We start from the raw sequence: 25,172 nt of genomic DNA, 5'->3' as shown, positions 1-25,172 counted from the left end.
GATAAACTGGCCTGCATTGTAGAAAACCAGGCAAAGCCCTATCAGCGGCGTTCGCTTGGGGGTCGATTCCCAGCCCTCTGCCCCACCCTCCACCTTCGTTTCCCAAGCGCCATGGCCATCAAAAATCTGCCTGCCGATGCCCAGCCCCGCGAGAAGCTGCTGGCGCGTGGCCCCGCTGCCCTGGCCGACGCCGAGCTGCTGGCCATCTTGCTGCGCACCGGCATCGTGGGCAAAGGCGTGCTGCAGATGGCGCAAGAGCTGCTCGACCCTCCCAGCCTGGATGCCACCAGCGGCAAAGTGAGTGGCGGCTTCGGCGGCATTGCCGGGCTGCTGCACACCAGCGCGGCCGACCTGACCCGCATCAAGGGACTGGGCCCCGCCAAACGCGCCGAACTGGTGGCCGTGCTCGAACTCGCGCGCCGGGCCCTGGCCCAGCAGCTGCGCGAACGCGAGGTGTTCGACTCACCCGGTGCCGTCCAGCACTACCTGCAGCTGCACCTGGCGGCCAAGGGGCACGAGGTGTTTGCCGTGCTGTTCCTCGATGCGCAAAACCGCCTGCTGGCCATGGAGGAGCTGTTTCGCGGCACGCTCACGCAGACCAGCGTGTACCCGCGCGAGGTGGTGCTACGTGCGCTGCACCACCAGGCAGCGGCGGTGGTGCTGGCCCACAACCACCCCAGCGGCAGCGTAGAGCCAAGCCGTGCCGACGAAGCGCTGACGCAGACCCTCAAAACCACCTTGGCGCTGGTGGATGTGCGTGTGCTCGACCATGTCATCGTGGCGCCCGGCCAGGCGCTATCGATGGCAGAAAGGGGACTGGTGTGACTGCCCCGACACCCGCACCCCCTCCCCCCCCCCCCGCAACGGCGCTGCAGGCCGCGCTAGCACGCGCTGCGCGCGACAAAGAAGGCCCCATCGCCGCCACCGAGCCTGGCGCTGACCCTGCGGCGCCTACCGAACCCAGGTCGGCCCGGCGTGCTGGAATGGCCGACAAAAAGACAGCGGCCAAGGCCGCGATGCGACCCATTCGCCATGCCCACGCCCCTGCTGCCGCCGGAGAAAAGCCGCCACAGCCCCGGCGCCGCGCGCCACCTGCCCCGCGCCGGGCGGGGGAACGCATCACCCAGCTGCAGGACCTGGCCACCGTGGCACGCCGCCTGCGCGAGGACCAGGAACGCCAGGAGGCCGAGGCCAAAGCCCGCCGCGAGGCCACAGCCCGGGCCGAGGCCGAGCGCCACCTCTTCAGCCGCAGCGTGGGCCCCGTCACCCCGCTGCGCAACCCCAACGTGGCGCGCCTGCGCCGCCACAAGCCACCTCCGCTGCCGGTGCAGCACTGGCTGGACGAAGAGCGGGTGCTGCTCGAATCCATCAGCGACGATTTCGATGTGAGCACCTTGCTCGACACCGATGACCAACTGAGCTTTCGCCGCCCCGGCATTGGCGTGGAGGTGACGCGCCGCCTTCGGTCCGGCCACTGGAGCATCCAGCGCCAACTCGACCTGCACGGCCTGCGCGTGGACGAGGCGCGCGAGGCGCTGGGCGACTTCATCCGCCACGCCCACAAAATAGGCATACGCTGCGTGCGTGTGGTGCATGGCAAGGGGCTGGGCTCGCCCGGCAAAAGCCCCGTGCTCAAGGGCCGGGTGCAGCGCTGGCTGGTGCAAAAGAACGAGGTGCTGGCCTTTGTGCAGGCCCGCCCCATGGATGGGGGCGCCGGGGCGCTGGTGGTGCTGCTGCAACCCGTTTTGCGCAAAAATTCATAAAAATAGCCGCAAGCGCTTGAACCACAAGCGCCTAAAGCTATCAAAAACAGAGCAATTCAAAACCGATCAGCAGAACATGCTGCGGCGGCGCGGCGAAGGCACGCACCGCCACGTTCCCCGCAGCGAGAGACTGATGCTTATTTCGACAAGTCCACGCCGTATTTCGACGTACCCTTGCCCGACCCATCATCGGCTGCCAATAGCGACACATGGGCCAGCCCGGCCGCCTGCGCCACGCTGAGCGCGCTGGCACCCGAGCTGAACACCACCGGCCCGGCCACTGTGGCCTTGGCAAAGCGCCAGCTCTTGGCGGCGCCATTGGCCGCGCGGGTCACCGCCGGGTTCTTGCGGATGTAGTCGATCACCACGTCGCGGTTGGCGTCGGGCGAGGCCCAGATGGTGCCCGAGCCGTCCAGCTTGTCGATGAAGCTTTTGCCGCTGGTGGCGCGGTAGTTGTTGGTGGCAATCACAAACTCCTGCGCCACGTCGATGGGCTTGCCCAGGTAGGCCAGGTTCTTGATGCGGCTGCCCACAGGCTGGGTCACGTCGATCTCGTACTGCACATCGGCCGTGGTGAAAATGTCGAAGTTGTAGCCCGGGAAGGTGCTGATGAGCTGCTGCTCGCCGGTCTTGGCTGGGTCGATCTGGTTGAAGCGCTTGGCCGCAGCCTCCAGCCAGTTCTTGATGTCGCCGCCGTTCACCTTCACCGCGTACACCGTGTTGGGGTACAGGTACAGGTCGGCCGCGTTGTTGATGGCCAGCGGGCCCACCGCCACGTCGGTGTAGTCGGCCCCGCCCTGAAAGCCGCTCTTGAACGGTGCGCTCACCGACAGCACGGGCAGCTGCGCATACTGCGGCAGGCTGGCCTTGAGGTACGCCGCCACATAGGCCTGCTGCGCCTGGTTCACGATCTGGATCGCGCCGGGGTCGCCCACGTCGGCAAACAGCGTGCTCATGCGGAAGTCGGTCTTGCCAATCGGCGTCTTCACGTACTGAATGGCGGCCTGGTGCTGGGTGTCGATCAGCGGGGCGATGGCGGCGTCAGCATCCACCGTCACCGTGGCACCCGCAGCATTCTTGCTCTGGATGTTGCGCAACTCGCTCTTGCTGGCGGTCTTGTTGACGGCCCACTTGGCGCCATCCCACTGCAGCGCCAGTTGCACCACGCCCAGGGCCTTGCCCCACGAGCTGGCCATCACCGCAGGCACGCCGTTGACGGTGCCCGCCTTGTGGTCCACGCCGGGCAGGTTGAAGCCGGGCGTGGCCGCTGTGTCAGGGAACACGCCATGCTGGTGGCCCATCACCATCGCGTCGATACCGGCCACCTTCGAGAGGTACAGGCCCGGGTTCTCCATGGTGGCCGAGTAGGCGGCACTGTCGAGCCCGCCGTGCAGCAACGCCACCACGATGTCGGCACCCTTGGCACGCAGCTCGGGCACGTACTTGTTGGCCGATTCGACCGCGCCTTGGGTGGTCACCTTGCCTTCCAGGTAACGCTTGTCCCAGTTCATGATGCCGGGCGTGGTGAAGCCGATCACGCCGATCTTGATGGGTAGCTTCACTTCCTTGCCGTCCGCGCCCTTGGCCACCAGCGTGCGCTCCAGCAGCGTGTAGGGCTGCACCAGCGGCTTTTGGGTCTTGTTGCTGACCACGTTGGCCAGCACCATCGGAAAGCCAGCGCCCGCGCACTTCTTGCCCGCCTCCACGCCGTCCACCTCCAGCCCGCCGCCCAGTACCTGGTTCAGGAAGGGCAGGCCGTAGTTGAACTCGTGGTTGCCCAGCGTGCCCGCATCAAAGCCGAGCGCGCCCATGGCCTTGTACATCGACAGCTGCTGTGTGCACGGGATGGGGCTGACGGTGGCCTCGTAGTCGGCGAGCGCCGTGCCCTGGATGGTGTCGCCGTTGTCCACCAGCAAGGTGTTGGCAAACTCTTTGCGCGCAGCGCGCACCAGCGTGGCGGTGCGCTCAAAGCCGTAACTTTTGTCCTCGGCCAGCTTGAAATAGTCGTAGCTGCGCACGTTGAAGTGCAGGTCGGTGGTCTCCAGCACGGCCAGCGTGGCCGTGGCACCTGCATTGGTGCTGGCATTGTCGCTACCGCCGCCACAGGCGGCCAGCGAGGCAGCCAGTGCCACCATGCCCAGCGTGGCCACTCGGCGCGAAACGCGCGAGGGAGAAATCAGAAAGCCCAGAGTGCGGTCAGACATGAACAGTCCCGAATTGAAACAAGGGCCTGAGTGTCTGGGCCGGGTTTGACAACGGTGTGACGTGGCAGCTGGGCAGCGTGGCCGCAACACCCGTACCGCGTGCCGCGCGCTGTGGCCCGCGCGCCATGCGGCGACTCAAGCGACGCGGTGCACGTCGCCGTTGTGCGGCGAGGCGCTTTCGTGGAACAGGTCTTCGAGAAACTGCGCCAGCTCATGCTCTTCGACAAAGTCGGGGATCACAAAGGCCGAAGGCGTGCGTTTGCCATCGGCGCCGACACGATAGGCCTGCCACAGCGCGCCTTCGCGCCGAACCTCGACGATGCGGCCAAAAACATGGAAGCGGGGGTGGGGCTTCGGCGGTGCTTGCACGGGGTACCGATCTATCCTTCGGACTCTTGCCGAAAGCCATCGCAAATCACCACCCACGCGGCTTTGGAGGCCACGTGGATGTGCTTTTGGGGCGGGGCGTCATAGGCGGTGTCCAGGGTGCCCAGCGGCACGGCCACCCAGTCGGCGTGGGCACCTTCGCTGTGCCACAGCAGCGGCGAGCCACACACCGAGCAGAACGTGCGCGTGACCTGGGGTGAAGACCGGTAAGTGCGCACCAGCCCTTGGCCCGACACGAAGCGATGGTGCTCGCGCAACACGCTGCCGTAGCTGCCAAACGCCGCGCCATGCGCCTTGCGGCACATCGAGCAGTGGCAGTGCGATGCGCCCTGCAACGGCGCCGTGGTCTCGTAACGCACGCCGCCACACAGGCAGCTGCCTTGGTGCACCGCAGCGGGTGCCGTCATGGCACCACCGACGCGATCAGGTCCACCTCGACCGTGGCGTTCTTGGGCAGCTGCAGCACACCCACCGAGGTGCGGGTGTGGGCCCCTGCGGGGCCGAGCACGGCAAACAGCAGGTCAGAAGCCCCATCGGCCACCTCGCTTTGCTGGGTGAAGGTGGGCGCCGACTGCACGTACACGGTGATGCGCAAAATGGACTGCACGGCGTCGAGCGAGCCCAGCGTGCGCTGCAGCAAGGCCAGCGCGCGCAGGGCACACACCTTGGCAGCCTTTTGCGCATCGGCCAGCGTGGCGCCCGACCCTGCCGCACCTGTCACCACCACGGTGTCGCCCACGCGGGGGATCTGACCACTCAGGTAGATGTGGTGGCCATCGCGCACCAGCGGTGCATAGTTGCCGCCGATCTTGATCTCACCATCAAAGCGGTAGCCCAGGGCCTGGGCTTGTTCCTGGAATCGTGCGTCGCGTGACATTGAAATGAGTCTCCTGCAAAAAAACCTGCGGTCTGCTCTGTGGCTTACATGAAGCGCGCAAACGGGTCCACCAGCGAGGCGATCGACACCGCGCCAGGCGCCACGCCCGTATCACGCCGCGCAGACTCGGGCCCTGCCGTCACCGGCACTGCGGGCAAGGGCTGCATGCGGCGGCCATACACGCGCTGCACGCGGTCGTCGAGCGTGGGGTGGGTGTCCAGCCAGCGCTCCATGCGGCTGCCACCGTCCACATCCACCAGCAGCATGTGCTGCACGGCCGGATGGGCCAGGCCAGTGTGGGCGGGGTTCTCGGCATACCCGACCGGGGTGTCCCGGCGCTGGGCCATGACCTTGCGCAGCACACCGCCCAGGCCGTCGCGGCTGCGTGTCCATTGCACGGCGCGCGCGTCGGCCAGGTACTCGCGCTGGCGCGACACGGCAGCTTTCAGCATGCGGCCGGTGAGCCACCCCGCAAAACCCGCCACCATGATGGCCGAACCGAACCACCACGCCAGGCCGCGCCGCTCACGCATCGTGTCGCCAAAGTGGTAGACCAGCTCCAGCCCGAACACCATGCCCGCCAAGCGCATCTTCAGGCGCGTGTCGCCCTCATGCAGATGGCTCAGCTCATGGGCCACCATGCCTTGCATCTCATCGCGCGTGAGGTAGTCGAGCGCACCCTGCGTCACGGCCACCACGGCGTCGCTCTCATCCCACCCTGCTGCGAACGCATTGATGGCATCGGTGCGTGGCATCACCATGATCTGCGGGCGGGACATGTGGGCGGCAATACACAGCTCATCGACCACGTTGGACAGCCGCTGCTCGGCGTGCGACAGCGTGGGCCGCAGCTCGCGCGCGCCTACGCGCTGGGCCAGCCTGACGCCGCCTGCGCGCAGATTGGATGTCTCCACCCACCAGCCGCCGAGCACCAGCAGCAGCGACACCCCCACATTGGCCGCCAGAAAACCCTGCGGAAAAGGCAGCCTGACCGGCAGCACCGCCGTCATCAGCAGCCAGGCCAGCGCCAGCGCGGCATGCACTGCCACCACCAAAACCACGACCGCGACCGCAAAGCCCAGCAAAAGGCGGCGGGTTTCGCTGCGTGCGTTGAGCTGATGGTCCCAGAACTTCATACGGGCACGGAAGAAAAGGTCAGAACTTCACCGAGGGCGCCACCCGCTCTGCGTCCGTCTGCGTGGACGCCAGCATGGGGGCGGGCACAAACCCCAGCAGGCGCGCCACGATGAGGTCAGGGAACTGGGTGGCCGCGTCGTTGAATTCCAGCGATTGGTCGTTGTAGGCCTGGCGCGCAAAACCCAGGCGGTTTTCGGTGCTGGTCAGCTCTTCGGAGAGCGACTGCATGGTGGCATCGGCCTTCAGGTCGGGGTAGGCCTCGGCCACCACCATCAGGCGCCCCAAGCTGCCACCCAGCACACCTTCCGCCGCTGCCAGAGCCCCCATGGCATCGGCGCTTTGTGGAGTGGCCCGCACGGCAGCAGCGGCCCCCAGGGCCTGGCCCCGGGCCTTGATGACGGCTTCGAGCGTGGCGGCTTCGTGCGCGAGGTATCCGCGTGCCACTTCCACCAGATTGGGGATCAGGTCATACCGGCGCTTGAGCTGTACATCAATCTGCCCGAAGGCGTTGGCGATGCGGTTGCGCAGCTGTACCAGCCGGTTGTAGACGGTCACCGCCCACACCACCAGCGCAGCGACCAGGCCCAGAACGATCCAAACAGTTGCCGACATATCCCACCTCCTTTGTGTTTTGACTGCACAAATCTTAGCGGGGCCGCCAACCGTCTTCGATACCGGTAAAGCGAAGGGGGAATCCGCAGGGTCAGCGCGCGACGGCCATGGCAACCGCAACCGCCCCGCAACAGGCTCACCGCACAACCTATACCCCCCGGTTGCGCATCCAGTCTGCCGTGCCCATAAAGCTCTCTTTCAGGCGCGTGCGCAGGGCTTCGGGCACCCCCGTCTCGCCCATGGCCTGGTCCATGCAAGCCACCCACTGGTCCCGCTCCTTGATACCGATGGAAAACGGCATGTGGCGGGCGCGCAGGCGCGGGTGGCCGAAGCGGCTCTGGTAGTGGTCAGGCCCACCCAGCCAGCCACAAAGAAACCAGAACAGCTTCTGCCGCGCACTGGCCAGGTCGTCGCCGTGGGCAGCACGCAATTCGGCATAGCCTGCCTCCAGGTCCATGAGGTCGTAAAAGCGCTCGGTGAGGGCATGCACCCGCTCCTCGCCACCCATCCAGTCAAAGGGGGTGGCGGCGGCGATTGCCGGCTCGCCCGCACCGGTTCTCATGTCAGCGTCAGAATTCATGTCAAAACGGGCTGTAGCGCTTATTCAAAAAGCGCCTACAGCTATCAAATTCATATCAAAACAAGGAAAACGCCTACTCCGCAGAGCGGCGCAGCGTTTCTACCACCGGCCGCAACAGCACCTCACGCAGACCCCACCAGCCGGCCGCCAGTGCCAACACCGCACCGGCCAGTGCGCCGGCCAGCGGCACCCAGGGGGCTGCCGTCCAGGTGAAGTCAAACACGAAGCGCGCCAGCGCCCAGCCCACGCCCACCGCCACAGCGCTGGCCAAAAAGCCTGCCAGCAGGCCCACACCCACCAGCTCGGCGCGCTGCACCTGGCGCAGCAGGCTGGCGCGCGCACCCACGGCACGCATGATGGCGTACTCCCGCGCACGCTCTTCGCGTGTGGCCGTGACGGCAGCAAACAGCACCACCAGGCCAGCAGCCAGCGTGAAGGCGAACAGGAACTCCACCGCGCGGATCACCTGCTCCAGCACGCGTTGCACCTGGGCAATGGTGGCGCCCATGTCCACGTTGGTGATGTTGGGGAATTGGCGCACCAGCGCATTGTCGAAACCATGGGTTTCAGGGGCCTTGTACGCGGCCAGGTAGGTGACCGGCACGTCCTTGACCTCCGCCACGGGGTACATCACGAAGAAGTTGGCGCGCATGGACCCCCAGTCCACCTTGCGCAGACTGGTGATGCGCGCCTCCTCTTGCACGCCTCCCATATCGAACTGCAGGCGGTCGCCCATCTGCAGGCCCAGGGTTTGGGCAATGCCTTCCTCGACACTGATGGCGCCCTCTTCGCCAGGCTTCCACTGGCCCGCCACGATCTGGTTGTGGGGCGGTGCTTCGACCGCATTGGACAGGTTGAACTCACGGTCCACCAGGCGCTTGGCGCGGTCATCGGTGTAGTTGTCGGGGCTCACGGGTTTGCCATTCACGGCCACCAGGCGGCCCCGGATCATGGGGTACCAGTCGTAGCGGGCCACGCCGCTGTCCTTGAGCGCCTGTTGAAAAGCCGCTGACTGGTCGGGCATCACGTTGATGACAAAACGGTTCGGGGCGTCGGGCGGGGTGGCCTTGCGCCAGCTGCTGATCAGGTCGGTGCGCAACAACACCAGCAACACCAAGGCCAGCAGACCCACGGCCAGGCTGCTGACCTGCACCACAGCATAGGCCGGGCGCGCCGAGATCTGCCGCGTGGCCAGCACCAGCCAGCGCGGCGCGGTGGTCTCATTCACGCTGCGCCGCAGCAGCTTCACCGCCACCCACGACAATCCCGCAAACAGGGCCACAGCCCCCGCAAAACCGCCCACGGCAATCAGGCCCAGCTGGATGTCGCTGCTCACCGTCAGCAACAGCGCAGCGAAGCCCGCAATGCCAATACCCAGCACCGCCAGCGAGGCGGGCTTGAGCCCCCCACATCGCGCCGGATCACGCGCAGGGGTGGCACCTGGGCCAGTTGCAGCACTGGTGGCAGGCCGAAGGCGAACAGCAAGGTCAGCCCCATGCCCAGCCCAAAGGCCACCGGCCACAGGCTGGGCGGCGGCAGGGCCGATTCGACCAAACCTGCCAGCATCAGCACAAAGGCGTAATGCACCACGTAGCCCAACGCCACGCCCAGCGCGCTGGCAAACAGGCCAATGAGCGCGAATTCCGTGGTGTAGGCGCCGGCGATGGTGCGCTGGCTTTGGCCCAGCACCCGCAGCATGGCCGATGCGTCCAGGTGCTCGGCCGCAAAGCCGCGCGCAGCCAGCGCCACGGCCACCGCGGACAACAGGGCCGCCAGCAGGGCCACTAGGCTCAAGAACTTCTGCGCGCGGTCCAGCGTCTGGCGCATCTCGGGACGGCCGCTTTCGAGCGATTCGACACGCACGCCATGCACCTCGGGCTTCTTGGCCTCGGCCACCGCCCATTCGTTGAACGCCTTCACGGCAGGCGCCGGGCCCACCACGGCAAAGCGGTAGGTCAGGCGGCTGGCGGGCTGCACCAGGCCTGTGGCGGGCAGATCACGTTCGTTGACCATCACACGCGGTGCAAAACTCATGAAACCCGCACCCCGGTCGGGTTCGATGACGATGATGCGCGCTATGCGCAGTTGGGCATCGCCCAGCAGCAGCTTGTCGCCCATGGCGAGGTTGAGCGATTCGAGCAGCGGGGCGTCCACCCACACGTCCCCCGGCGCCGGGATGTCACGCGTGGGCTGCTCCAGCGCGCCGGGGGCATCGGCCACCGTGAGGCTGCCGCGCAGAGGGTATCCGGGCGGCACGCTCTTGAGGGCCACCAGCTTGCTGGCACCGCCCTGCGCATCGCTGGCGCGGCCCATGGTCGGGAAACCGAGCGTGGTCACCGATTGCAGCCCCTGGGCCTTGGCACGCTCGATGAAACTGGCGGGCGTGGGGTTGTCACTGGCCACCACGGCATCGCCACCCAGCAGTTGCAACGCGTCGCGCTGGAGTCCGCCTTGCAGGCGGTCGGCAAAAAACCCCACGGACGTGAGCGCGGCCACCGCCAACGTGACCGCCACGATGAGCAGACGCAACTCGCCCGCACGCAGGTCCCGGGCCAGAGTGCGCCAGCCAAGGCGCAGAAAAGACAGATTCATGGCTTGGACCTTAGCGCAAAGCGAACGGGTTCGCACCCCGTGGGGGTGTTTGGATCAGGGTTTTGCGCTGGCCGTGGTGGTTGCCGCACCCACCTCCGCGGCATCCAGGCGCTGCGCCAGTGCCTGCAGCACCGGGGTGATCTGCTTGCCCACGCGGATCTGTGGGTTGGAGAATCCATCGGCCTTGCCGGCCTCTACCTCGCGCTGCTGGATCAGCGGCACGGCCTTGGCAAACGCTTCGGTGAACGAATGGGTCTGCCGCAGTTGTTCGTTGAACACGGCGCGGCCGAAGAAGGTCAGCTCCGACAACCTGCCGCAACCATATGAGGTGTGCGTGGCATCGGCCGCCGTCATGATGAGGGTGCTGTCAGTGGCCAGGGGTTCGATCCATCCGCCCGAGAAGCAGGCCGACACTGCAATCACCCGATTGCGGATGCCCGCTGCGTCCAGCGCCGCGCGCAGCATCTCAGGGGTTGCGGGCGCCACCTGCAGTGGCCAGTGCGAGGCCGCCAGCGCGTGGTCGCGTGCGCCGTGCGAAGTCAGGTACACCACCAGTACATCGTGCCCACGGTCCATGCGCGCCGCCAGCGCGGCAATCGCCCGCTGCAGGTTCTCGGGCGTGGCCCAGGCATGGGTCTCAGCGGTGTCGGCATGGTTGAGAAGGTGCAGCACCCGGCCCTGCGCATCAAAACGCTCCTGAAGCAGGGCGCTGACCATGGTGCTCTCGCGGCGGAACACGTTCTCGTCGGCATATGGGGCAAACACCAGCCCATAGACATCCACCACCCCAGGGCGCTCCGGCGCCAAGGCATCCAACTGCTGCTGCCACAGCGCTTGCTGGTCTTCAAACACCGCTTGTGTCAACGCCAGCGGCTCGGGCTCCGGGGTCTGTGCCTCCCCGTCAGCAGACTGCGCGGACGCATCGGCGACGGCCTGGGCACTCGGCTCCCAGGGCTGGTCCTGGAACTGCCACATGCCGACCCCGATCACCGCCACCATGGCCACGGCAAACACTGCGGTGCGCACCCCGGACCGGATAAAGCGTGCACTCACCACCAGCAAAGCAGCCAGCACCCATACCGTAAGCACGCCATAAGCCACCCAGAAAACAACGGCCGCCACCGAGCCATCCCACAGGCCGGGCCGGTGTACGGCCGTGGCCATGAGGGCATACAGCACCAACATGGGCGCCAGCGGGGCCCAGGCCGTCAACACATACCACGCGGCCAGTCCGCCCGTGGGTGCAGGCACACCCGCGGCCGGCGGCAAAAACGCCGCCGCCGGGTCAGTACCCGCACGCTGGGCAGGCGCCATGGCCCACCAGGCCAACCACAGCAACACCAGGCTGCTCCACATCGGCGTGAGCCACCCACGCAGATTGAACTGCGCCGCCCCCTCCACCTGCAGTCGCGCACCCGCCACCAGCAGGGCGCCGCCCACCAGTGACAGCACCAGCAGCTGCCAGGGCGTTGGTGTGGCCGCCGCCGTGCGGGGCGGCAGGAACAGCGCAGCACGCAGACCCTCGCGCATCCAGCCCAGCATCGAGAGGCGTTCCGAGGTGGCAATGGGCCGGGCCGAGTGCTGCAGTGGCGGGTCTTGCGATGACCGACTCAACGGAACCTCCATCTCGGCCTGGGCCAGTTCAGGGCCCCATTGGCTGGGCAAAGTGTCGGCCCAAGTGCTGCTGCTGGCGTTCAGGTCTTTCATGCGCGCATCATGCCATTGGGGAATGACGGGCGATGGATGGCCGCGGTCGGGATGGGTTGCATGGCGGACGCCCTTTTGGTGGGGGCCCCTGGCGCCCATAACTGCCACACGTCGCAGATGCCCTTGCGTCACTCGATCACTCGATCACCTGGCCGATGGTCGAGGACCCCCACGAATCTGAGCCACCGCGCAACTGCGCGCGTTGTCTGAACGCCAAACACTCGCTTGGGGTTGTGTCATCCTCGCATGCACAAATGGAGCCCCAACGCGGTGAGTGTTCCGCACCCTGCCCACCTTGGCTCTACCATGGGGTACGCTGGGTGCCCAATCCCAGCAGCTCAATCCAGGCATTCGATTCAAATCGCCCATTCGCGCACTACAACGCAAAAATCGACATGGAATCCTCACCTCAGACTCAGCGCTCGACACCGTGGCCCTGGAGATTTTGGGGCATTCAGTGGAATGCGGCCCCCAGCATTCGGGCCACGCTGGCCCTCCTTGTTGTCGTGTGTGTCCTTCCGATCTCCTTGGTGGCGGCTTTTTTGTTCGTCAGCTACTACGAGCGCGAGCAGAGCCAACTTTCCAAAAATGCCATCAACCGCGCACAAGGCTTTGTCCTCGCGGTGGATCGGGAGTTTGCCGCAACCCAATCAGCGCTCTTCGCACTGAGCACCTCACACCGCCTGGCAACGGGTGACATGGAGGGTTTTCACCGCCGCGCACTTGAGGCACTGGCAAACGTGCGGGCAGACAGCATTCTGGTCCTCGACAGATCTGGCCAGATTCTTCTTTCGACGCGCCGCCCGTATGGTGATTCGCTTCCCAAGGTTGCGGACCCCAAGCTCCTGGAGCGGATTCTGGAAACAGGAGAGCCGGGCGTTTCCGATCTGTTCCTGGGACCAATCACCAACCAGCCAATCTTCACCGTCGGTGTTCCGGTAAGGATCGATGGTTCAATCGCCTATTCTCTCAATGCCATCTTCACCTACCAGCAGTTCATGGCATTGCTGCAAGCCCACGCATTTCCCGAGACTTGGCGGGTTGTCATCACGGACAGCACCCACAGAGTCGTGGCGCGCTCACACGAGGTCGAAAAATTTCTTGGAAAGCCCGTGTCACCCAGCCTGCTGGCACGCATGCAGACGTCCAACGAAGGCAGCGTGGATTCGATCACATTGGACGGCATACCGGTATTGACGGCCTACAGCAAATCGCCTGTTTCCCAATGGGGTGTCGCCTTGGGCATTCCCAAGACTGAACTGACCGCCGGGCTGCGCCATACGTTGACGCGACTGATCCTTGCTACCGCTGGCGCACTTGGCTTGGGCTTGTGGCTGGCCTGGTTCGTTGGAGGGCGGGTGGCGAAATCCATCACGGCCCTGGCGCAGCCCGCCATGGAACTCGTGTCCGGTGCCGAGTTGGATATCCCCCCTTGCACTTCAAAGAAGCCAACGCAATGCGCCAGGCGCTGCTTCAGGCATCGGTCACGCTTCGAAAGTCCCAGTACAACGCCCATCACGACAGTCTGACAGGGCTGCCCAATCGAACACTCTTTCATCATTCCATTGTCCAAAATCTGGCCCTCTGCGACCGCAACCGCCAAGAGCTTTGCATTCTTTTCATCGATCTGGACGGCTTCAAGGCAGTGAACGACGCGCTGGGACATGCTGCCGGAGATCAACTGTTGCGCGAGGTGTCGCAGCGCATCGCCAAGGCGTGCAGGGCATCGGACATTTGTGCGCGGCTTGGCGGTGACGAGTTTGCTGTGGCCTTGATCCATTCAGACTTGGAACACTCACGCATGTTCGCGAATCAATTGGTGGAACGGGTCTCGCAACCCTACCTTATTGGCGGGAATCAGGCCGAGGTGTCCGCCAGCATTGGCGTATCTCACTTTCCAAGCACGGCAACGGATGTGGATACGCTGCTGCACAAGGCCGACCATGCGATGTACAGAGCCAAGGCGGCTGGCAAAGGCCGCGTATGCACGGCCACTTAGGGCACCGCTGAAACAGGTCTGACGCACCCCACCAACCCTTGATGGTCTGGTTTGCTTCAAAATCAACGGACGGGAATATTGCTCAGCCTGCTGCAGATGCACTGCATGACGCATGGCGCCAGGCTCGGGAGTTTTAGGGCGCGTATGACGGCGATGTGGTCGAGGTCGTGTGTTGATGGCTCAATCGCCAAGGCCGATAAACGCTACAGAGTCAGCGCCCACCTTGGCGCGCCGAAGCACAGCAACGGGTCAGGCACAGTCACCCGCCCTCCAGCGTCTCAAACCCCGACACCACCCCTCGCCCCAGCCACCACCACCGGCTGCGCCAACTCCGGCTGAAGCACCAACCGGTGCGTGCCGCTGTAGCAGACAAACCTGCGATTGGTCGCCCGCCCTATGGCGCACAGGCCCAGTTGCTGCGCCACGGCGTGCCCCATCTGTGTCATGCCGCTGCGCGAGACCACGATGGGCACGCCCATCTGGGCGGACTTGATGACCATCTCGCTGGTCAGGCGGCCCGTGGTGTAGAACACTTTGTCAGCGCCTGACATCGCGACCTGGGCGTTGGCGGCACTGCCGTCGGATGCTGTGGCTTCGGGGTTCATCCACATCCACCCTGCGATGGTGTCGATGGCGTTGTGGCGGCCCACGTCCTCCACAAAAGTCAGCAACTCCTCGCCCTGGAACAACGCGCAGCCGTGTACCGAGCCGGCAGATTTGTAGGTGCTCTCCTTGAGGCGAATGGCGTTGACGATGCCGTAAAGCTGGCCCTGCGTGAGCTGCGCTTCAGGCAGCGCAATGCGGTCCACCTCGTCCATGAGGCCCCCGAACACGCTGCCCTGGCCGCAGCCCGTAGTGACCACCTTGCTGGCGGTGCGCTCTTCGATGCGTGCAATCCCGTGGCGCGTGCGCACGGCGGCGGCGTGGACCTCCCAGTCCACAGTGATGGATTCGATGTCGAACACCGATTCGACCAAGCGCTGGTTGCGCAGGTAGCCCAGCACCAGCAACTCGGGCTGCGCGCCCAGCGTCATGAGGGTGACCAACTCGCGGTTGTCCACATAGATGGTGAGGGGGCGCTCGGCAGGGATCTGTACCTGCTCGCTTTCACCCAGTTCGTTCACCACCTCCACATGGTGGGTGAGGGGTGCATGGGCCTGCGTGAGGCGCGGCAGCGCGGGTACAGCGGGCGCAGCGGTTGAACTTGAAGACGGCAGGGGGCTGGTCATGGGGGTGAATATACGCACTACCGCGCTGTGAAGGGGGCAGCGGTGGGGGTGGCAATGGCTACCAAGGTACGGATGGACGCGAAACGCAAGAGGCGCTGCGGAGGGCATCATGCACAGGCCAGCAGGCGCAGCAAGCCACCCAAAAAACAAAAGCCGCGCCACCCCGAGGTGGACGCGGCTTGCAGCCCGGCGCGCAGACCGTACCGCCGCCGGTCAGGACTTGGACGCGGGGATGGCCACTGCTGCGGGTACCTGGGTGCTGGGTGGGCTGCTGGCCGTGCCCGGTGGCGAATGGGCGCCTGCGGCCTCAGCAGGTTTGGCTGCGGGTGGCGTGTAGGCGAAGGGACCGGGGTCTGCACAAGCGGCCCCCCCTGCTGTGGCAGGTTTCGCCGATGGAGTGGTCTTGCGGTAATGCGCCGCCACCTTGTCTTGCGACAGGCAGAGCTTGTAGTTGTCCACCTTGCCCGCCCAAGCGGTCTTGGCACCGGCTTCCGCAGCCTTGGCGGCCGCCTCGGGCGAGGGGGCTGGCAGTTTGGCCGAGGCCAACGTACACACACTGACAGCGCACAGCGCCAACAAAGAAGAACGGAAAATTTGCGTCATGGTGCGAAACCTCATACCTGCGCGGGCTGGCCCGCTGATGGTGTAGCAGCAGCATCGACCGCCGTTGGGCTGGCGCTGCGCTGTCGGGGGATCTTGCCGGCCTGCACATCGTCGTGCCAGAGTTCGTGGTGCTCCTTGGCCCATGCCTCGCTCACATAGCCCGTGCGCATGGCCTTGTAGGCGCCGCGCATGCCCACGGTGCCCATGTAGATATGGCCGCAGATCAGCGCCATCATCCAGATGGCCAGGGTGGCATGGATCATGTGGGCGATCTGCATGTCGCCACGCACATCGCCAAAGCCAGGAATGAGCTTGTCGAGCACCAGGCCCGTGGCCACCACAAAAATGCCAGGGATGGTGATGCCCCACCAGAACAAGCCCTTCTCGCCCGCATTGAAGCGGTGCGACGGCACTTGATGGTCGCCGCCCAACATGCCACCGCCCTTGGAAAGCCACACGAAGTCGGCACGGTTGGCGATGTTGTCCTTGATGAAGGTGAGGACGATCACCAGCAGCGACACGGCAAACAGCGGTCCCATGAAGTTGTGCACGTTCTTGAGCGCGTAGGTCAGCCAGCCAAACAAGGTGCTGCCGAGCACAGGCAAGAGAAAGAACTTGCCGAACGCCATGACGATGCCCGAAAGAGCCAGCGCGATGAACGCAAAGGCGTTGGCCCAGTGCGCTGCACGCTCGAACGGCGTAAAGCGTTCGATGCGGCGGGCGTTCGCACCTTCAGCGTGTTCGTGCCCCAGGGGGCCCTTGACGAAATAGAAGATGCCCAACGCCAACAGCACGATAGCAAACAGCGCCGCGCCGTAGGGAATGATCCACTGGTTGCGCACCTGGCGCCAGGCCTCGCCCGCGTTGGTGAAACGCGAGCCGGGGTACGTCACAAACGGCTGGATCAGGTTGCCTGCTTCGGGAGCCTGGGTTGTGGGCAGGCTGCTGTAGCCTGTCACGCCCTGCCCCACCTGGCGCCACATGGGCGCGTTGTTGCCGGGCTGCACCTTCATGCGCTCGCCGTTGGTCTGCTCGGCATACTTCGGGTCAGAGCTTGCATCGGGCTTGACCTGAAAGATGTTCTGGCTCTGGATACCGCCAGTGGTAACAGTGGCGGCGGTTGCCGCAGGCGCTGCGGCGTCGGGCGCTGCAGGGGCCTGGGCACCCGCAGGCCCCCAGGCCAAGCCAGCCACAAACGCCAGGGACCACATGATGTGTTTCATGGTGGACCTCACTTCGCCGGTGTGCGGGTGTATTCGTTCTGGCCGTACTGCTGGCGCGCCTTCAACTGGGCATCCCAAGCGGCTTTGTCTCCGGCCTTCCAGCCGGGCTGCATGAAGTTGCTGCCCGTGCCGGCATAGGCAGGGGCATCGCTGCGAATGCCGGTACCGGTCTGGGGCTTTTCGCCACAGGCGGTCAAAACCATCAGGGCCGCAGCGGCGACAAGGGTTGCGGGAACAAGGCGCTGCATCATGACTTGCCTCCTGCAGGCTGGCCTGCCTGTTGCGAACCATAGGCCGTGCCCCAACCCCACACTTCGGCACCCTTGCCACGCTGCACTACGCGGTTGCGGAAGATATCCGCCACCACATCGCCATCGCCAGCCAGCAGGGCCTTGGTGGAGCACATTTCGGCACAGGCGGGCAACTTGCCCTCAGCCAGGCGGTTGCGGCCGTATTTGTCAAACTCGGCCTGGCTGCCGTGGGCCTCAGGACCACCGGCGCAGAACGTGCATTTGTCCATCTTGCCGCGCACGCCAAAGGTGCCCGACGATGGGAATTGCGGTGCGCCAAAGGGGCAGGCATAGCTGCAGTAGCCACAACCAATGCACACATCCTTGTCATGCAGTACCACACCCTCTTCGGTGCGATAAAAGCAGTTGACGGGGCAGACGGCCATACAGGGCGCATCGCTGCAATGCATGCACGCCACCGAGATGGACTTTTCGCCAGGAACACCGTCGTTGAGGGTGACCACGCGGCGGCGGTTCACGCCCCACGGCACCTCATGCTCGTTCTTGCAGGCGGTGACGCAGCCGTTGCATTCGATACAGCGCTCTGCATCGCAGATGAATTTCATTCGTGCCATTGTTCTGTCTCCTGGTCAGTGCCGCGCGCTCACGCACGTTCCACGTTGCAGATCGTGGTCTTGGTTTCTTGCATCATGGTCACGCTGTCGTAGCCATAGGTGGTGGCCGTGTTCACGGCCTCACCGCGCACCACGGGCGCCGCACCCTTGGGGTAATACGCCAGCATGTCCGCGCCCTGCCAGCGGCCCGAGAAGTGGAAGGGCATCCACACTGTGTCGGGCGCCACGCGCTCTGTGACGAGTGCCTGCACATTCAGGCGCGCGCCTGTGGGCGAACTCAGCCACACGCGTTCACCATTGCGGATGCCGCGATCGGCCGCCGTCTTGGGGTTGATCTCGACGAACGACTCCTGCTGCAATTCGGCCAGCCAGGGGTTGGAACGGGTCTCCTCACCACCCCCCTCGTACTCGACCAGGCGACCCGAGCTGAGGATGAGCGGAAACTTCTCGGCCACCTTGTCGGCCACGTTCTTGTCTTGAATGCTCTTGTAGAGCGTGGGCAAGCGCCAGAAAGCCTTCTTGTCATCGTGGGTGGGGTACTTGGCCACCAACTCTGGCCTGGTGCCGTAGATCGGTTCGCGGTGCTGCGGAATGGCATCGGGGAAGTTCCAGACCACGGCGCGTGCCTTGGCGTTGCCAAACGGGTGGCAGCCATGTTTCATGGCCACGCGGATGATCGCGCCCGTGGGGTCGGTTTTCCAGTTCTTGCCTTCGGCCTTGGCCTTCTCGGCATCGCTGAGATCGTCCCACCAGCCCAGCTTCTTGAGCAGCACATGGTCGAACTCGGGGTAGCCCGTCGTGATCTCGCTGCCCACTGAGTGCGATCCATCCTCGGCCAGCAAATTAACGCCGTCCTTCTCCACCCCAAAGTTGGCCCGGAAGTTGCCGCCACCCTCCATCACATGCTTGGAGGTGTCGTACAAGTTGGGTGAACCGGGGTGCTTGAGTTCTGGTGTGCCGAAACAGGGCCAGGGCAGACCAAAGTAGTCACCGGTGAAATCGTAGCCGGTGTCCTTGTCCTTGCCGCCCTTGGCCTTGAGGGTCTTCACATCGAACAGGTGCATGTTCTTCATGTGGGCCTTCAGGCGCTCAGGGCTCTGGCCGGTGTAGCCAATGGTCCAGACCGACTTGTTGATTTCACGCAAGATGTCCTCGACCATGGGCTCGTCCATGCCCTTGACCTTCTGCATCTTGTAGTTCTTGGACAGCTCAGCAGCAAAGCCTAGCTTCTCGGCGAACTGGTGCATGATCATGTGATCGGAGCGGCTCTCCCACAGCGGCTCGATCACTTTCTCGCGCCACTGCAGTGAACGGTTCGAGGCCGTGCACGAACCACTGGTCTCAAACTGCGTAGCCGCTGGCAGCAGATACACCGCGCGGTTGGGGTTCAGGTCTTCGGCCTTGCCAGGCATGGCGGCCATGGCGGCGGTGGCCGATGGGTATGGATCCACCACCACCAGCAGATCGAGCTTGTCCATGGCCCGCTTCATTTCGAGGCCGCGCGTCTGCGAGTTGGGTGCATGGCCCCAGAAGAACACGCCGCGCAGGTTGGAGTCCTGGTCGATGAGTTCATTGTTCTCCAGCACGCCGTCGATCCAGCGCGACACGGTGATGCCGTTCTTGGACATCATCGCGGGGGTGGCGTACTGCTTTTTGATCCACTCGAAGTCCACACCCCACACCGCCGCGAAGTGCTTCCACGAGCCTTCGGCCAGTCCATAGTAGCCAGGCAGCGAGTCAGGATTTGGCCCCACGTCGGTCGCACCCTGCACGTTGTCGTGGCCGCGGAAGATGTTGGTGCCACCACCACTCTTGCCCACATTGCCCAGCGCGAGCTGCAAGATGCACGAGGCGCGCACCATGGCGTTGCCAATGGTGTGTTGCGTCTGCCCCATGCACCACACGATGGTGCCGGGGTTGTTGTCGTGCAGCATCTTGGCGACCTTGTACATCTGGTCTTCCTTGACGCCGCAGGCCTCTTCCACCTTGTCGGGCGACCACTTGGCCAGCACGTCATCGCGGACCTTGTCCATGCCATAGACACGGTCGTTGATGTACTTCTTGTCCTCCCAGCCGTTCTTGAAGATGTGGTACAGCAGGCCAAACAGGAAGGGGATGTCCGTGCCCGAACGAATGCGCACATATTCATCGGCCTTGGCGGCCGTGCGGGTGAAGCGCGGGTCCACCACAATCATCTTGCAGCCGGTTTCCTTGGCGTGCAGCATGTGCAGCATGCTCACCGGGTGGGCCTCTGCCGCGTTGGAGCCGATGTACAAAGCGACCTTGCTGTTTTGCATGTCGTTGTACGAATTGGTCATGGCGCCGTAGCCCCATGTGTTGGCCACGCCCGCCACAGTGGTCGAGTGGCAGATGCGTGCCTGGTGGTCACAGTTGTTGGTACCCCAGAAGCTCACGAACTTGCGCAGCAGGTAAGCCTGCTCGTTGTTGTGTTTGGACGAGCCCACAAAATACACGCTGTCAGGGCCGCTGGCCTTGCGCAGCTCCTGCATCTTGGCCGTGATCTCGTTCAGGGCCGTGTCCCAGCTGATGCGCTCGTACTTGCCGTTGACGAGCTTCATGGGGTAGCGCAGTCGGTACTCGCCATGGCCGTGCTCGCGCAGAGCCGCACCCTTGGCGCAGTGGGCGCCCAGGTTGATGGGCGAGTCAAACACCGCCTCCTGGCGCACCCACACACCGTTCTCAACCACAGCATCCACTGCACAGCCCACCGAGCAGTGGGTGCACACGGTGCGGCGCACTTCGATCTTGCTGTCGCCGAGGCCGACCTTGGCACCTTCGGCAGCGTTGGATTTTTTGACCAGCGCGAGCTGCGACGCAGCAATGCCCACTCCCACACCCAGGCCGGAGCGGCGCAGAAAGGAGCGCCGGTCCATCGTGGGCAGGGCTTGTGACAGGCCACGGCGCAGGCTATGAACAAAAGGCGAGGCAGACGACGACGCCTGCACAGCCTGGGAAGACTTCTTGGTAAGCAACATGGTGCGCCCCGCTGTCAGAGTTGGGTGGTTTTGTAGTACTGCTTGACGTGGGCAGACAGGTGGTAACCACCACCCTTTTCAGGCACCACGCGAGCAGGCTCGGACACCGTGGCATCGGAGGGAACAACCTGGGGGAGTGCCACAACGGCTGCGGCTGCAGCCCCTACAGTGGCAGCGCCGGAGAAGAAGCTCCGGCGTGAGGAATTGGGCTGGCGGTTCTGCATGCTTGTCTCCAGAATGGCTGGCAGCTATGAAACGGAATTCATACGAGTCTATGTCAGTGTGTAAAACCCTGCAATCGAGCTTTACACCTCCCACTAATGCACTCATCTTTTATAGCGCCCGCATCAGGGTTTCTGCGGACTCCAAGGACTACTCCATCATGTCGAAGCCCTGGGTTTCTACTGACACAAAAGCCCGCGTGAACAGGGCCACAGCAGCATAAAAACGTGCCTGCGGTTGGGCCGCCAGGGCATCACATAGCAACAGCACCCAGGGCTGCAGATGTGTTGCAAAAAAATCGCGCTGCGCCGTCAGGTTGCAGACAGCCACATCGTCCCCAGCGATCAGGTAGCGCATCACTTCGCACAAGTAGGCGATGTGGTCCTCGGTTTCTGACATGGACTCGTCGCGTGCCAGTCCCAGCCGGTCCAGATCGGTGCGCAGGCGGGCCAGCGGCTTCTCGTTGAGAAACCCGCTCAGGTAGTGCGAACCGTACAAAAAAACCTCGGGTTTGCCCACACCACCAAAGAGGCGGTCGAACTCTTGCGCAATCGCGCCGTCGCTCAGTTCACGGGCGGCGCCCACCAACTGTTGCCAGGGCTCTTGCAGAAAGCCACCGTCGGCGGGCGCCTCGGTCACCGCCACGCGCAACGCGGACAGCAGCTCAGCACCCGGTGCGGCGTAATACAGCTGCGAGAGCAGGCCATAGAGTTCGGCACGTGCGGTTTCCTCGTCCAGCGCCGAGCTGCCACCGGGAGATGTCAAAGAAGCAGGTTGGGCGCTCACAGGTCGGTCACTTTCGTTTCGCTTTGGGAGGAATACAGGTCAATCACGCGGCAGTCGCTGCACATCTTCAGGCGCTCCAGCGCCTCACCCTGAAACATGGGATGGCCCGACAGCTTGCCCAGCATGGCCTCAATGGCTTTGACCGTGCCAAAAGGTTTGCTGCAACGCACACAGGCCCAAGGCTTGGCCTCATTGAGCACGCGCAACTGCGCTCGCTCTGGCGTCAGCAGCAGGCGGGGCTGCAGCGTGATGGCGTCTTCGGGGCAGGTGGTGGCACACAGGCCACACTGGACACAATTCTTCTCTATGAAGCGCAGTTGCGGCAGCTGCGGGTTGTCCTGCAGCGCACTGGCCGGGCAGGCGCTCACGCAGCTCAGGCACAGGGTGCAGCGGTCTTTGTTGACCTCGATGGTGCCCAGTGGCGATCCGGCAACCGGCAAGGCAATCGCCTCTGGCCGCTCGGCCATCGGCGTTGGGGCCTGCTCGATGAGGTGGTCCAGAGCCATCTCCAGCGTGCTGCGTTTTTCCTGCGCCACCGCAAAACGCGCGGCCACGGCCGGTGTCTTCTGGCGCGTCTGGCCCAAGGCCTGCAATGCGGCATCCAGCTCGGTGGGGTGCGTGGCGCGCAGCAGCTGCACATGCGTGCCGGTGTAGCCCAAGCCGCGCAACAGACTCTGCGCTACATCCATCTGCGCCTGCAGGCCATCCAGGTACTGCGGCGCCTCTTCATGGGTTGCCAGCACCACGATTTGAGAGGCGCCATAGGCCACGGCGCTGAGCCACAGATCCACCCCGGTGCTGGCCGTGTGCCACAACGCCACCGGGATGACGTGGGCGGGCACGCCCTGCGCCAGCTTCAGCTGGGCAGCACGGCCCAGTTCCTCCACCAGCGCCTGACCACGCTCCTGGCTGTGCAACAACAGCACGGCGTCTTTGCCGCCCGCGGCGGTGTAGGTCGACAACAGGGTTTTGAGCTTGGCACCCTGCTCCGTCGCGCTGGGGTAGGCATAGGTCAGCGCGCCCGTGGGGCACACGGTGGTGCAGGCGCCGCAGCCCACACACAGGTTGGGGTTCACCTTGATTTGCTGGCGGCTCTTGTCGCTGGCAATGGCCTCGGCAGAGCAGATGTCCACACAGGCATTGCAGCCCACGGTTTCGTTGCGGCTGTGGGCGCAGAGTTTTTGCTTGTAGACAAAAAACTTGGGCTTTTCAAATTCACCCACCAGCTCGCGCAGCTTGAGCAGCGTGGCCATGTCACGCCCATCCCAGCAGAAATACCCCTGGGGCACCGCATGCTGCAAGAAGGTGGGTGTGGCGGTGGCCGCGCGCAGGTCCAGCACCAGGTCAAAACGCTCGGTCTGCGCGGCAGCGGCATCGCGGGTGAAATCGATGGCGCCCGCCACCTGGCACACCTTCACGCAGTCACGGTGCGAACTGCAGGCCGCCATGTTGATCTGGTAGTCGAGGCCAATGGCGTTCTCGGGGCAGGCGGCCACACAGGCATTGCAGCGCGTGCACAGATCGAGGTCGATGGGATTGTCGGCTGCCCACTGCAACTCAAACGCACCCAGCCATCCTGTGAGGCCCGTGATGCGCCCGCCCAGCACCGGAAAACGCCGCGCCTGCGCGCCACCCGCATTGCCGGGGCCCTGCGTAAACAGCGTCACATCGAGCACATCGGAGACCAGGGCTGCCGCCTGCTCGGCCTGGTCCAGCGGCCCGATGATGAGCAAGCGACCCGTGCTTTTGTAGGTGACCGTGGGCACGGGTTGCGGCTCAGGCAAATGTGCAGCCGCCAGCAGTGCGGCGATCTTGGGGCTGGCCTTGTCAGCGTCGCGGCTCCACCCCCCGGTTTCGCGGATGTTCACAAACCGGATGGGGGACACCGCACCTTCGGTCTGCTGGCCCAGGTCGGCAAACAGGCGTTGCTCTTGTGTGCAGGCCACCACCACCTGATCGCCCGACCGGATGGCTTTTTGATAGGCCCCCGCATCGCGCCGACACAGGGTGGAGTGGAGGGTCAGGTCTTCATGCAGTGCCGCGCCCAACGCCTTGGCGTTGAGGGGCATCGTCTGGTTGCAGTCGCAGATGAGCGTCGTGGTCATGTTCTGTGTGGCTGGCTGGCAGGGCCACCGCGTTCGGGTCGGAGCGGGGGGCCATCTCAAGCTCGCTGTTGGGGGCGCTAGGAATAGCGTTGCATACCTCGGACTGTGCCACGACTGGAGGTGTTTCCTCCTCCGCATCATCCCGAGGCTGAGCAACGGCAGGGGCTATTGAATCGGCCTGCGCCCCGGCGTCCGTGGCGACGCCTTCAACCAGCGCACCGGGCGATGCATCGGCCTCGGCGTCTTTTTCATGGTCGAAAAAACCCAGCGCATGGGCGCTGGTCATTTTGCGCAACATGCCTTCGGGCAGGGGGTCGGGCTGGGTGTAGTCGCCGATGTAGATGTCCAGGCCGTCCATCACGTTGAAGTGTGGATCGGCAAAAAGTTTCTTCATGGCCAGGTTGCGCACTTCGGGCGCCACATCGCGGGCCACAAAGGCCTTGAAGTCAGAGGCGGGGGTGAGCGCCTGGGCGTCGGCCAAGGTTGGCGGCGGCGCCTCGGCAACGGGTGCTGTGCCCTCGACCACAGGCTGGGGCGTGCCGGTGGCCCCTGCGGATGCTGCAGCCGGTGACAACACCGAAGCGGGTGGTGACAAAGTCGGCGCTGGCGGTTCTTCCACTGGCTTGCCCTCACGCACCTCCTGCTTGCGGCGCGACCAGCGGCCCAGAAATCCGTCAGCCACGGCCACCTCCTGCGTTGCCGCCGCCACCGCTACCGCCGCCCCCACCTCCACGCTGCTTTTCGGTGGAAATGGATGCGGGGTTGCCAAACCGGTCCTGCAACGGCCGGAAGCTGTCCGGCCGCTTGCGGCGCTTGGGCTCGGGCTGGTAATGCTCCGCCACAAAGGCGTTCAGTGTCTCTACCACCTCGGGCGGAGCAGGCACCTGCTCCACGGATTCCTGCGCGTCCAGCCAGCGGCCGGCGTCGTGGTAGCTCAGGCTCACCGCCACCGGGCGAGCGAGCGGAATCTCGCCCGTGCCGGTGTCATCGTCGCGGCGCCACATCACAAACCAGCAGGGGGCGGGCGAGGTCAGGTTGAGGTGATACCCCTCCGCATCATCCCGAAAAAGCTCGACCCGGAACCCGGGAAACAGCCAGCGCTGCTCGCGCTCGTCCTGGATGATCTGCCGGGGCTCGGTGCCAAAAGCGGGCTCGTTGATCACCACCTCGGCCAGCGACCAGCGCCAGGGTTGCCAGCGGTTGTCGATGTGCTCGCACCGCATGATCACGGCAACGTCGGTGTAGGGGCGCTCAGTCATGGGCGCAGACTTTACCCGGTGGCAGC

23 protein-coding genes and 1 pseudogene are annotated in these 25,172 nt (G+C 64.7%); 4 read left to right on the top strand and 20 right to left on the bottom strand.

All coding sequences use genetic code 11. The features are described from left to right. Positions 1-111: 111 nt before the first annotated feature. Together radC and CLU85_RS05830 are read left to right on the top strand one after the other, a co-directional pair. Positions 112-825, top strand: a complete 714-nt coding sequence (radC, locus tag CLU85_RS05835) for a DNA repair protein RadC (RefSeq protein ID WP_100409464.1) — start codon at positions 112-114, stop codon at positions 823-825. A gap of 158 nt (positions 826-983) precedes the next feature. Further along, on the top strand, positions 984-1,763 hold the full coding sequence (locus CLU85_RS05830) for a Smr/MutS family protein (protein ID WP_232727920.1): 780 nt from the start codon (positions 984-986) through the stop codon (positions 1,761-1,763). Between the two features lie 137 nt (positions 1,764-1,900). Here CLU85_RS05830 and CLU85_RS05825 read toward each other — a convergent pair whose 3' ends face one another. From CLU85_RS05825 to CLU85_RS05785, 9 genes and pseudogenes are all read right to left on the bottom strand, one after another. Further along, the gene (locus tag CLU85_RS05825) at positions 1,901-3,898 is read right to left on the bottom strand and encodes a bifunctional 2',3'-cyclic-nucleotide 2'-phosphodiesterase/3'-nucleotidase (RefSeq protein ID WP_232727919.1); all 1,998 of its coding nucleotides are present in this window, start codon (positions 3,896-3,898) and stop codon (positions 1,901-1,903) included. 204 nt (positions 3,899-4,102) lie between these two features. Beyond that, complete coding sequence (locus CLU85_RS05820) at positions 4,103-4,336, bottom strand: hypothetical protein (protein ID WP_100409462.1); 234 nt, start codon at positions 4,334-4,336, stop codon at positions 4,103-4,105. An 11-nt stretch (positions 4,337-4,347) separates the two neighbouring features. After that, positions 4,348-4,761 (bottom strand): GFA family protein, encoded by a 414-nt coding sequence (locus tag CLU85_RS05815; RefSeq protein WP_100409461.1) that lies wholly within the window; start codon positions 4,759-4,761, stop codon positions 4,348-4,350. Next, a complete protein-coding gene (locus CLU85_RS05810; protein ID WP_100409460.1) occupies positions 4,758-5,231 on the bottom strand; it encodes a RidA family protein in 474 nt (157 codons plus the stop codon). The genes CLU85_RS05815 and CLU85_RS05810 overlap by 4 nt, the downstream gene beginning before the upstream one ends. Positions 5,232-5,275: 44 nt before the next feature. Further along, on the bottom strand, positions 5,276-6,367 hold the full coding sequence (locus CLU85_RS05805; RefSeq protein ID WP_100409459.1) for a M48 family metalloprotease: 1,092 nt from the start codon (positions 6,365-6,367) through the stop codon (positions 5,276-5,278). 19 nt (positions 6,368-6,386) lie between these two features. After that, a complete protein-coding gene (locus CLU85_RS05800; RefSeq protein ID WP_100409458.1) occupies positions 6,387-6,980 on the bottom strand; it encodes a LemA family protein in 594 nt (197 codons plus the stop codon). Positions 6,981-7,128: 148 nt separating this feature from the next. After that, positions 7,129-7,560 (bottom strand): group II truncated hemoglobin, encoded by a 432-nt coding sequence (locus tag CLU85_RS05795; protein ID WP_232727739.1) that lies wholly within the window; start codon positions 7,558-7,560, stop codon positions 7,129-7,131. Positions 7,561-7,633: 73 nt separating this feature from the next. Next, positions 7,634-10,152 (bottom strand): annotated as a pseudogene (locus tag CLU85_RS05790) (ABC transporter permease). 54 nt (positions 10,153-10,206) lie between these two features. Next, positions 10,207-11,859, bottom strand: a complete 1,653-nt coding sequence (locus tag CLU85_RS05785; RefSeq protein WP_100412391.1) for a C13 family peptidase — start codon at positions 11,857-11,859, stop codon at positions 10,207-10,209. 395 nt (positions 11,860-12,254) lie between these two features. Between CLU85_RS05785 and CLU85_RS05780 the strand changes: the two genes are divergently transcribed. Further along, positions 12,255-13,388 carry a cache domain-containing protein gene (locus CLU85_RS05780; protein ID WP_100409457.1) on the top strand — a complete coding sequence of 378 codons (1,134 nt, stop codon included), beginning with the start codon at positions 12,255-12,257 and terminating at the stop codon, positions 13,386-13,388. Beyond that, positions 13,292-13,858, top strand: a complete 567-nt coding sequence (locus CLU85_RS05775; protein WP_157803914.1) for a GGDEF domain-containing protein — start codon at positions 13,292-13,294, stop codon at positions 13,856-13,858. Before CLU85_RS05780 ends, CLU85_RS05775 begins: the two co-directional genes overlap by 97 nt. Positions 13,859-14,136: 278 nt before the next feature. Here the strand turns inward: CLU85_RS05775 and CLU85_RS05770 are convergent, their stop codons facing one another. The 11 genes from CLU85_RS05770 to CLU85_RS05720 form a co-directional block, all read right to left on the bottom strand. Further along, positions 14,137-15,087 carry a formate dehydrogenase accessory sulfurtransferase FdhD gene (locus CLU85_RS05770; protein ID WP_100409455.1) on the bottom strand — a complete coding sequence of 317 codons (951 nt, stop codon included), beginning with the start codon at positions 15,085-15,087 and terminating at the stop codon, positions 14,137-14,139. Between the two features lie 213 nt (positions 15,088-15,300). Continuing rightward, the gene (locus CLU85_RS05765; RefSeq protein ID WP_100409454.1) at positions 15,301-15,690 is read right to left on the bottom strand and encodes a hypothetical protein; all 390 of its coding nucleotides are present in this window, start codon (positions 15,688-15,690) and stop codon (positions 15,301-15,303) included. A gap of 11 nt (positions 15,691-15,701) precedes the next feature. After that, complete coding sequence (locus CLU85_RS05760; protein ID WP_100409453.1) at positions 15,702-16,913, bottom strand: formate dehydrogenase subunit gamma; 1,212 nt, start codon at positions 16,911-16,913, stop codon at positions 15,702-15,704. Between the two features lie 8 nt (positions 16,914-16,921). Continuing rightward, on the bottom strand, positions 16,922-17,164 hold the full coding sequence (locus CLU85_RS05755) for a hypothetical protein (protein ID WP_198509141.1): 243 nt from the start codon (positions 17,162-17,164) through the stop codon (positions 16,922-16,924). Beyond that, positions 17,161-17,778 carry a formate dehydrogenase FDH3 subunit beta gene (fdh3B, locus tag CLU85_RS05750; RefSeq protein ID WP_100409451.1) on the bottom strand — a complete coding sequence of 206 codons (618 nt, stop codon included), beginning with the start codon at positions 17,776-17,778 and terminating at the stop codon, positions 17,161-17,163. The genes CLU85_RS05755 and fdh3B overlap by 4 nt, the downstream gene beginning before the upstream one ends. Positions 17,779-17,807: 29 nt before the next feature. After that, positions 17,808-20,774: a formate dehydrogenase subunit alpha gene (locus CLU85_RS05745; protein ID WP_100409450.1), complete on the bottom strand. Its 2,967-nt coding sequence runs from the start codon at positions 20,772-20,774 to the stop codon at positions 17,808-17,810. A gap of 14 nt (positions 20,775-20,788) precedes the next feature. Further along, a complete protein-coding gene (locus CLU85_RS05740; RefSeq protein WP_100409449.1) occupies positions 20,789-20,998 on the bottom strand; it encodes a formate dehydrogenase in 210 nt (69 codons plus the stop codon). Between the two features lie 148 nt (positions 20,999-21,146). Further along, the gene (locus tag CLU85_RS05735; protein ID WP_100409448.1) at positions 21,147-21,782 is read right to left on the bottom strand and encodes a molecular chaperone; all 636 of its coding nucleotides are present in this window, start codon (positions 21,780-21,782) and stop codon (positions 21,147-21,149) included. Beyond that, on the bottom strand, positions 21,779-23,851 hold the full coding sequence (locus CLU85_RS05730) for a 4Fe-4S binding protein (protein WP_100409447.1): 2,073 nt from the start codon (positions 23,849-23,851) through the stop codon (positions 21,779-21,781). The genes CLU85_RS05735 and CLU85_RS05730 overlap by 4 nt, the downstream gene beginning before the upstream one ends. Then, positions 23,811-24,569 carry a DUF3306 domain-containing protein gene (locus CLU85_RS05725; protein ID WP_100412390.1) on the bottom strand — a complete coding sequence of 253 codons (759 nt, stop codon included), beginning with the start codon at positions 24,567-24,569 and terminating at the stop codon, positions 23,811-23,813. Before CLU85_RS05725 ends, CLU85_RS05730 begins: the two co-directional genes overlap by 41 nt. Continuing rightward, positions 24,562-25,146: a DUF3305 domain-containing protein gene (locus tag CLU85_RS05720; RefSeq protein WP_100409446.1), complete on the bottom strand. Its 585-nt coding sequence runs from the start codon at positions 25,144-25,146 to the stop codon at positions 24,562-24,564. Before CLU85_RS05720 ends, CLU85_RS05725 begins: the two co-directional genes overlap by 8 nt. Between the last annotated feature and the right edge of the window lie 26 nt (positions 25,147-25,172).

The organism is Acidovorax sp. 69, from assembly GCF_002797445.1.
GTDB lineage: Bacteria > Pseudomonadota > Gammaproteobacteria > Burkholderiales > Burkholderiaceae_C > Acidovorax.
Note: the sequence above shows the minus strand (reverse complement) of the source record. Positions and strands in the feature narration are given on the sequence as shown.

Bases quoted from the DNA above. Each gene is read 5' to 3' on its own strand.
- radC (WP_100409464.1), top strand. From the start codon at position 112: ATGGCCATCAAAAATCTGCCTGCCGATGCCCAGCCCCGCGAGAAGCTG.
- CLU85_RS05830 (WP_232727920.1), top strand. From the start codon at position 984: ATGGCCGACAAAAAGACAGCGGCCAAGGCCGCGATGCGACCCATTCGC.
- CLU85_RS05825 (WP_232727919.1), bottom strand. From the start codon at position 3,898: ATGGTGGCACTGGCTGCCTCGCTGGCCGCCTGTGGCGGCGGTAGCGAC.
- CLU85_RS05815 (WP_100409461.1), bottom strand. From the start codon at position 4,761: ATGACGGCACCCGCTGCGGTGCACCAAGGCAGCTGCCTGTGTGGCGGC.
- CLU85_RS05810 (WP_100409460.1), bottom strand. From the start codon at position 5,231: ATGTCACGCGACGCACGATTCCAGGAACAAGCCCAGGCCCTGGGCTAC.
- CLU85_RS05805 (WP_100409459.1), bottom strand. From the start codon at position 6,367: ATGAAGTTCTGGGACCATCAGCTCAACGCACGCAGCGAAACCCGCCGC.
- CLU85_RS05800 (WP_100409458.1), bottom strand. From the start codon at position 6,980: ATGTCGGCAACTGTTTGGATCGTTCTGGGCCTGGTCGCTGCGCTGGTG.
- CLU85_RS05795 (WP_232727739.1), bottom strand. From the start codon at position 7,560: ATGAATTCTGACGCTGACATGAGAACCGGTGCGGGCGAGCCGGCAATC.
- CLU85_RS05785 (WP_100412391.1), bottom strand. From the start codon at position 11,859: ATGAAAGACCTGAACGCCAGCAGCAGCACTTGGGCCGACACTTTGCCC.
- CLU85_RS05780 (WP_100409457.1), top strand. From the start codon at position 12,255: ATGGAATCCTCACCTCAGACTCAGCGCTCGACACCGTGGCCCTGGAGA.
- CLU85_RS05770 (WP_100409455.1), bottom strand. From the start codon at position 15,087: ATGACCAGCCCCCTGCCGTCTTCAAGTTCAACCGCTGCGCCCGCTGTA.
- CLU85_RS05765 (WP_100409454.1), bottom strand. From the start codon at position 15,690: ATGACGCAAATTTTCCGTTCTTCTTTGTTGGCGCTGTGCGCTGTCAGT.
- CLU85_RS05760 (WP_100409453.1), bottom strand. From the start codon at position 16,913: ATGAAACACATCATGTGGTCCCTGGCGTTTGTGGCTGGCTTGGCCTGG.
- CLU85_RS05755 (WP_198509141.1), bottom strand. From the start codon at position 17,164: ATGATGCAGCGCCTTGTTCCCGCAACCCTTGTCGCCGCTGCGGCCCTG.
- fdh3B (WP_100409451.1), bottom strand. From the start codon at position 17,778: ATGGCACGAATGAAATTCATCTGCGATGCAGAGCGCTGTATCGAATGC.
- CLU85_RS05745 (WP_100409450.1), bottom strand. From the start codon at position 20,774: ATGTTGCTTACCAAGAAGTCTTCCCAGGCTGTGCAGGCGTCGTCGTCT.
- CLU85_RS05740 (WP_100409449.1), bottom strand. From the start codon at position 20,998: ATGCAGAACCGCCAGCCCAATTCCTCACGCCGGAGCTTCTTCTCCGGC.
- CLU85_RS05730 (WP_100409447.1), bottom strand. From the start codon at position 23,851: ATGCCCCTCAACGCCAAGGCGTTGGGCGCGGCACTGCATGAAGACCTG.
- CLU85_RS05720 (WP_100409446.1), bottom strand. From the start codon at position 25,146: ATGACTGAGCGCCCCTACACCGACGTTGCCGTGATCATGCGGTGCGAG.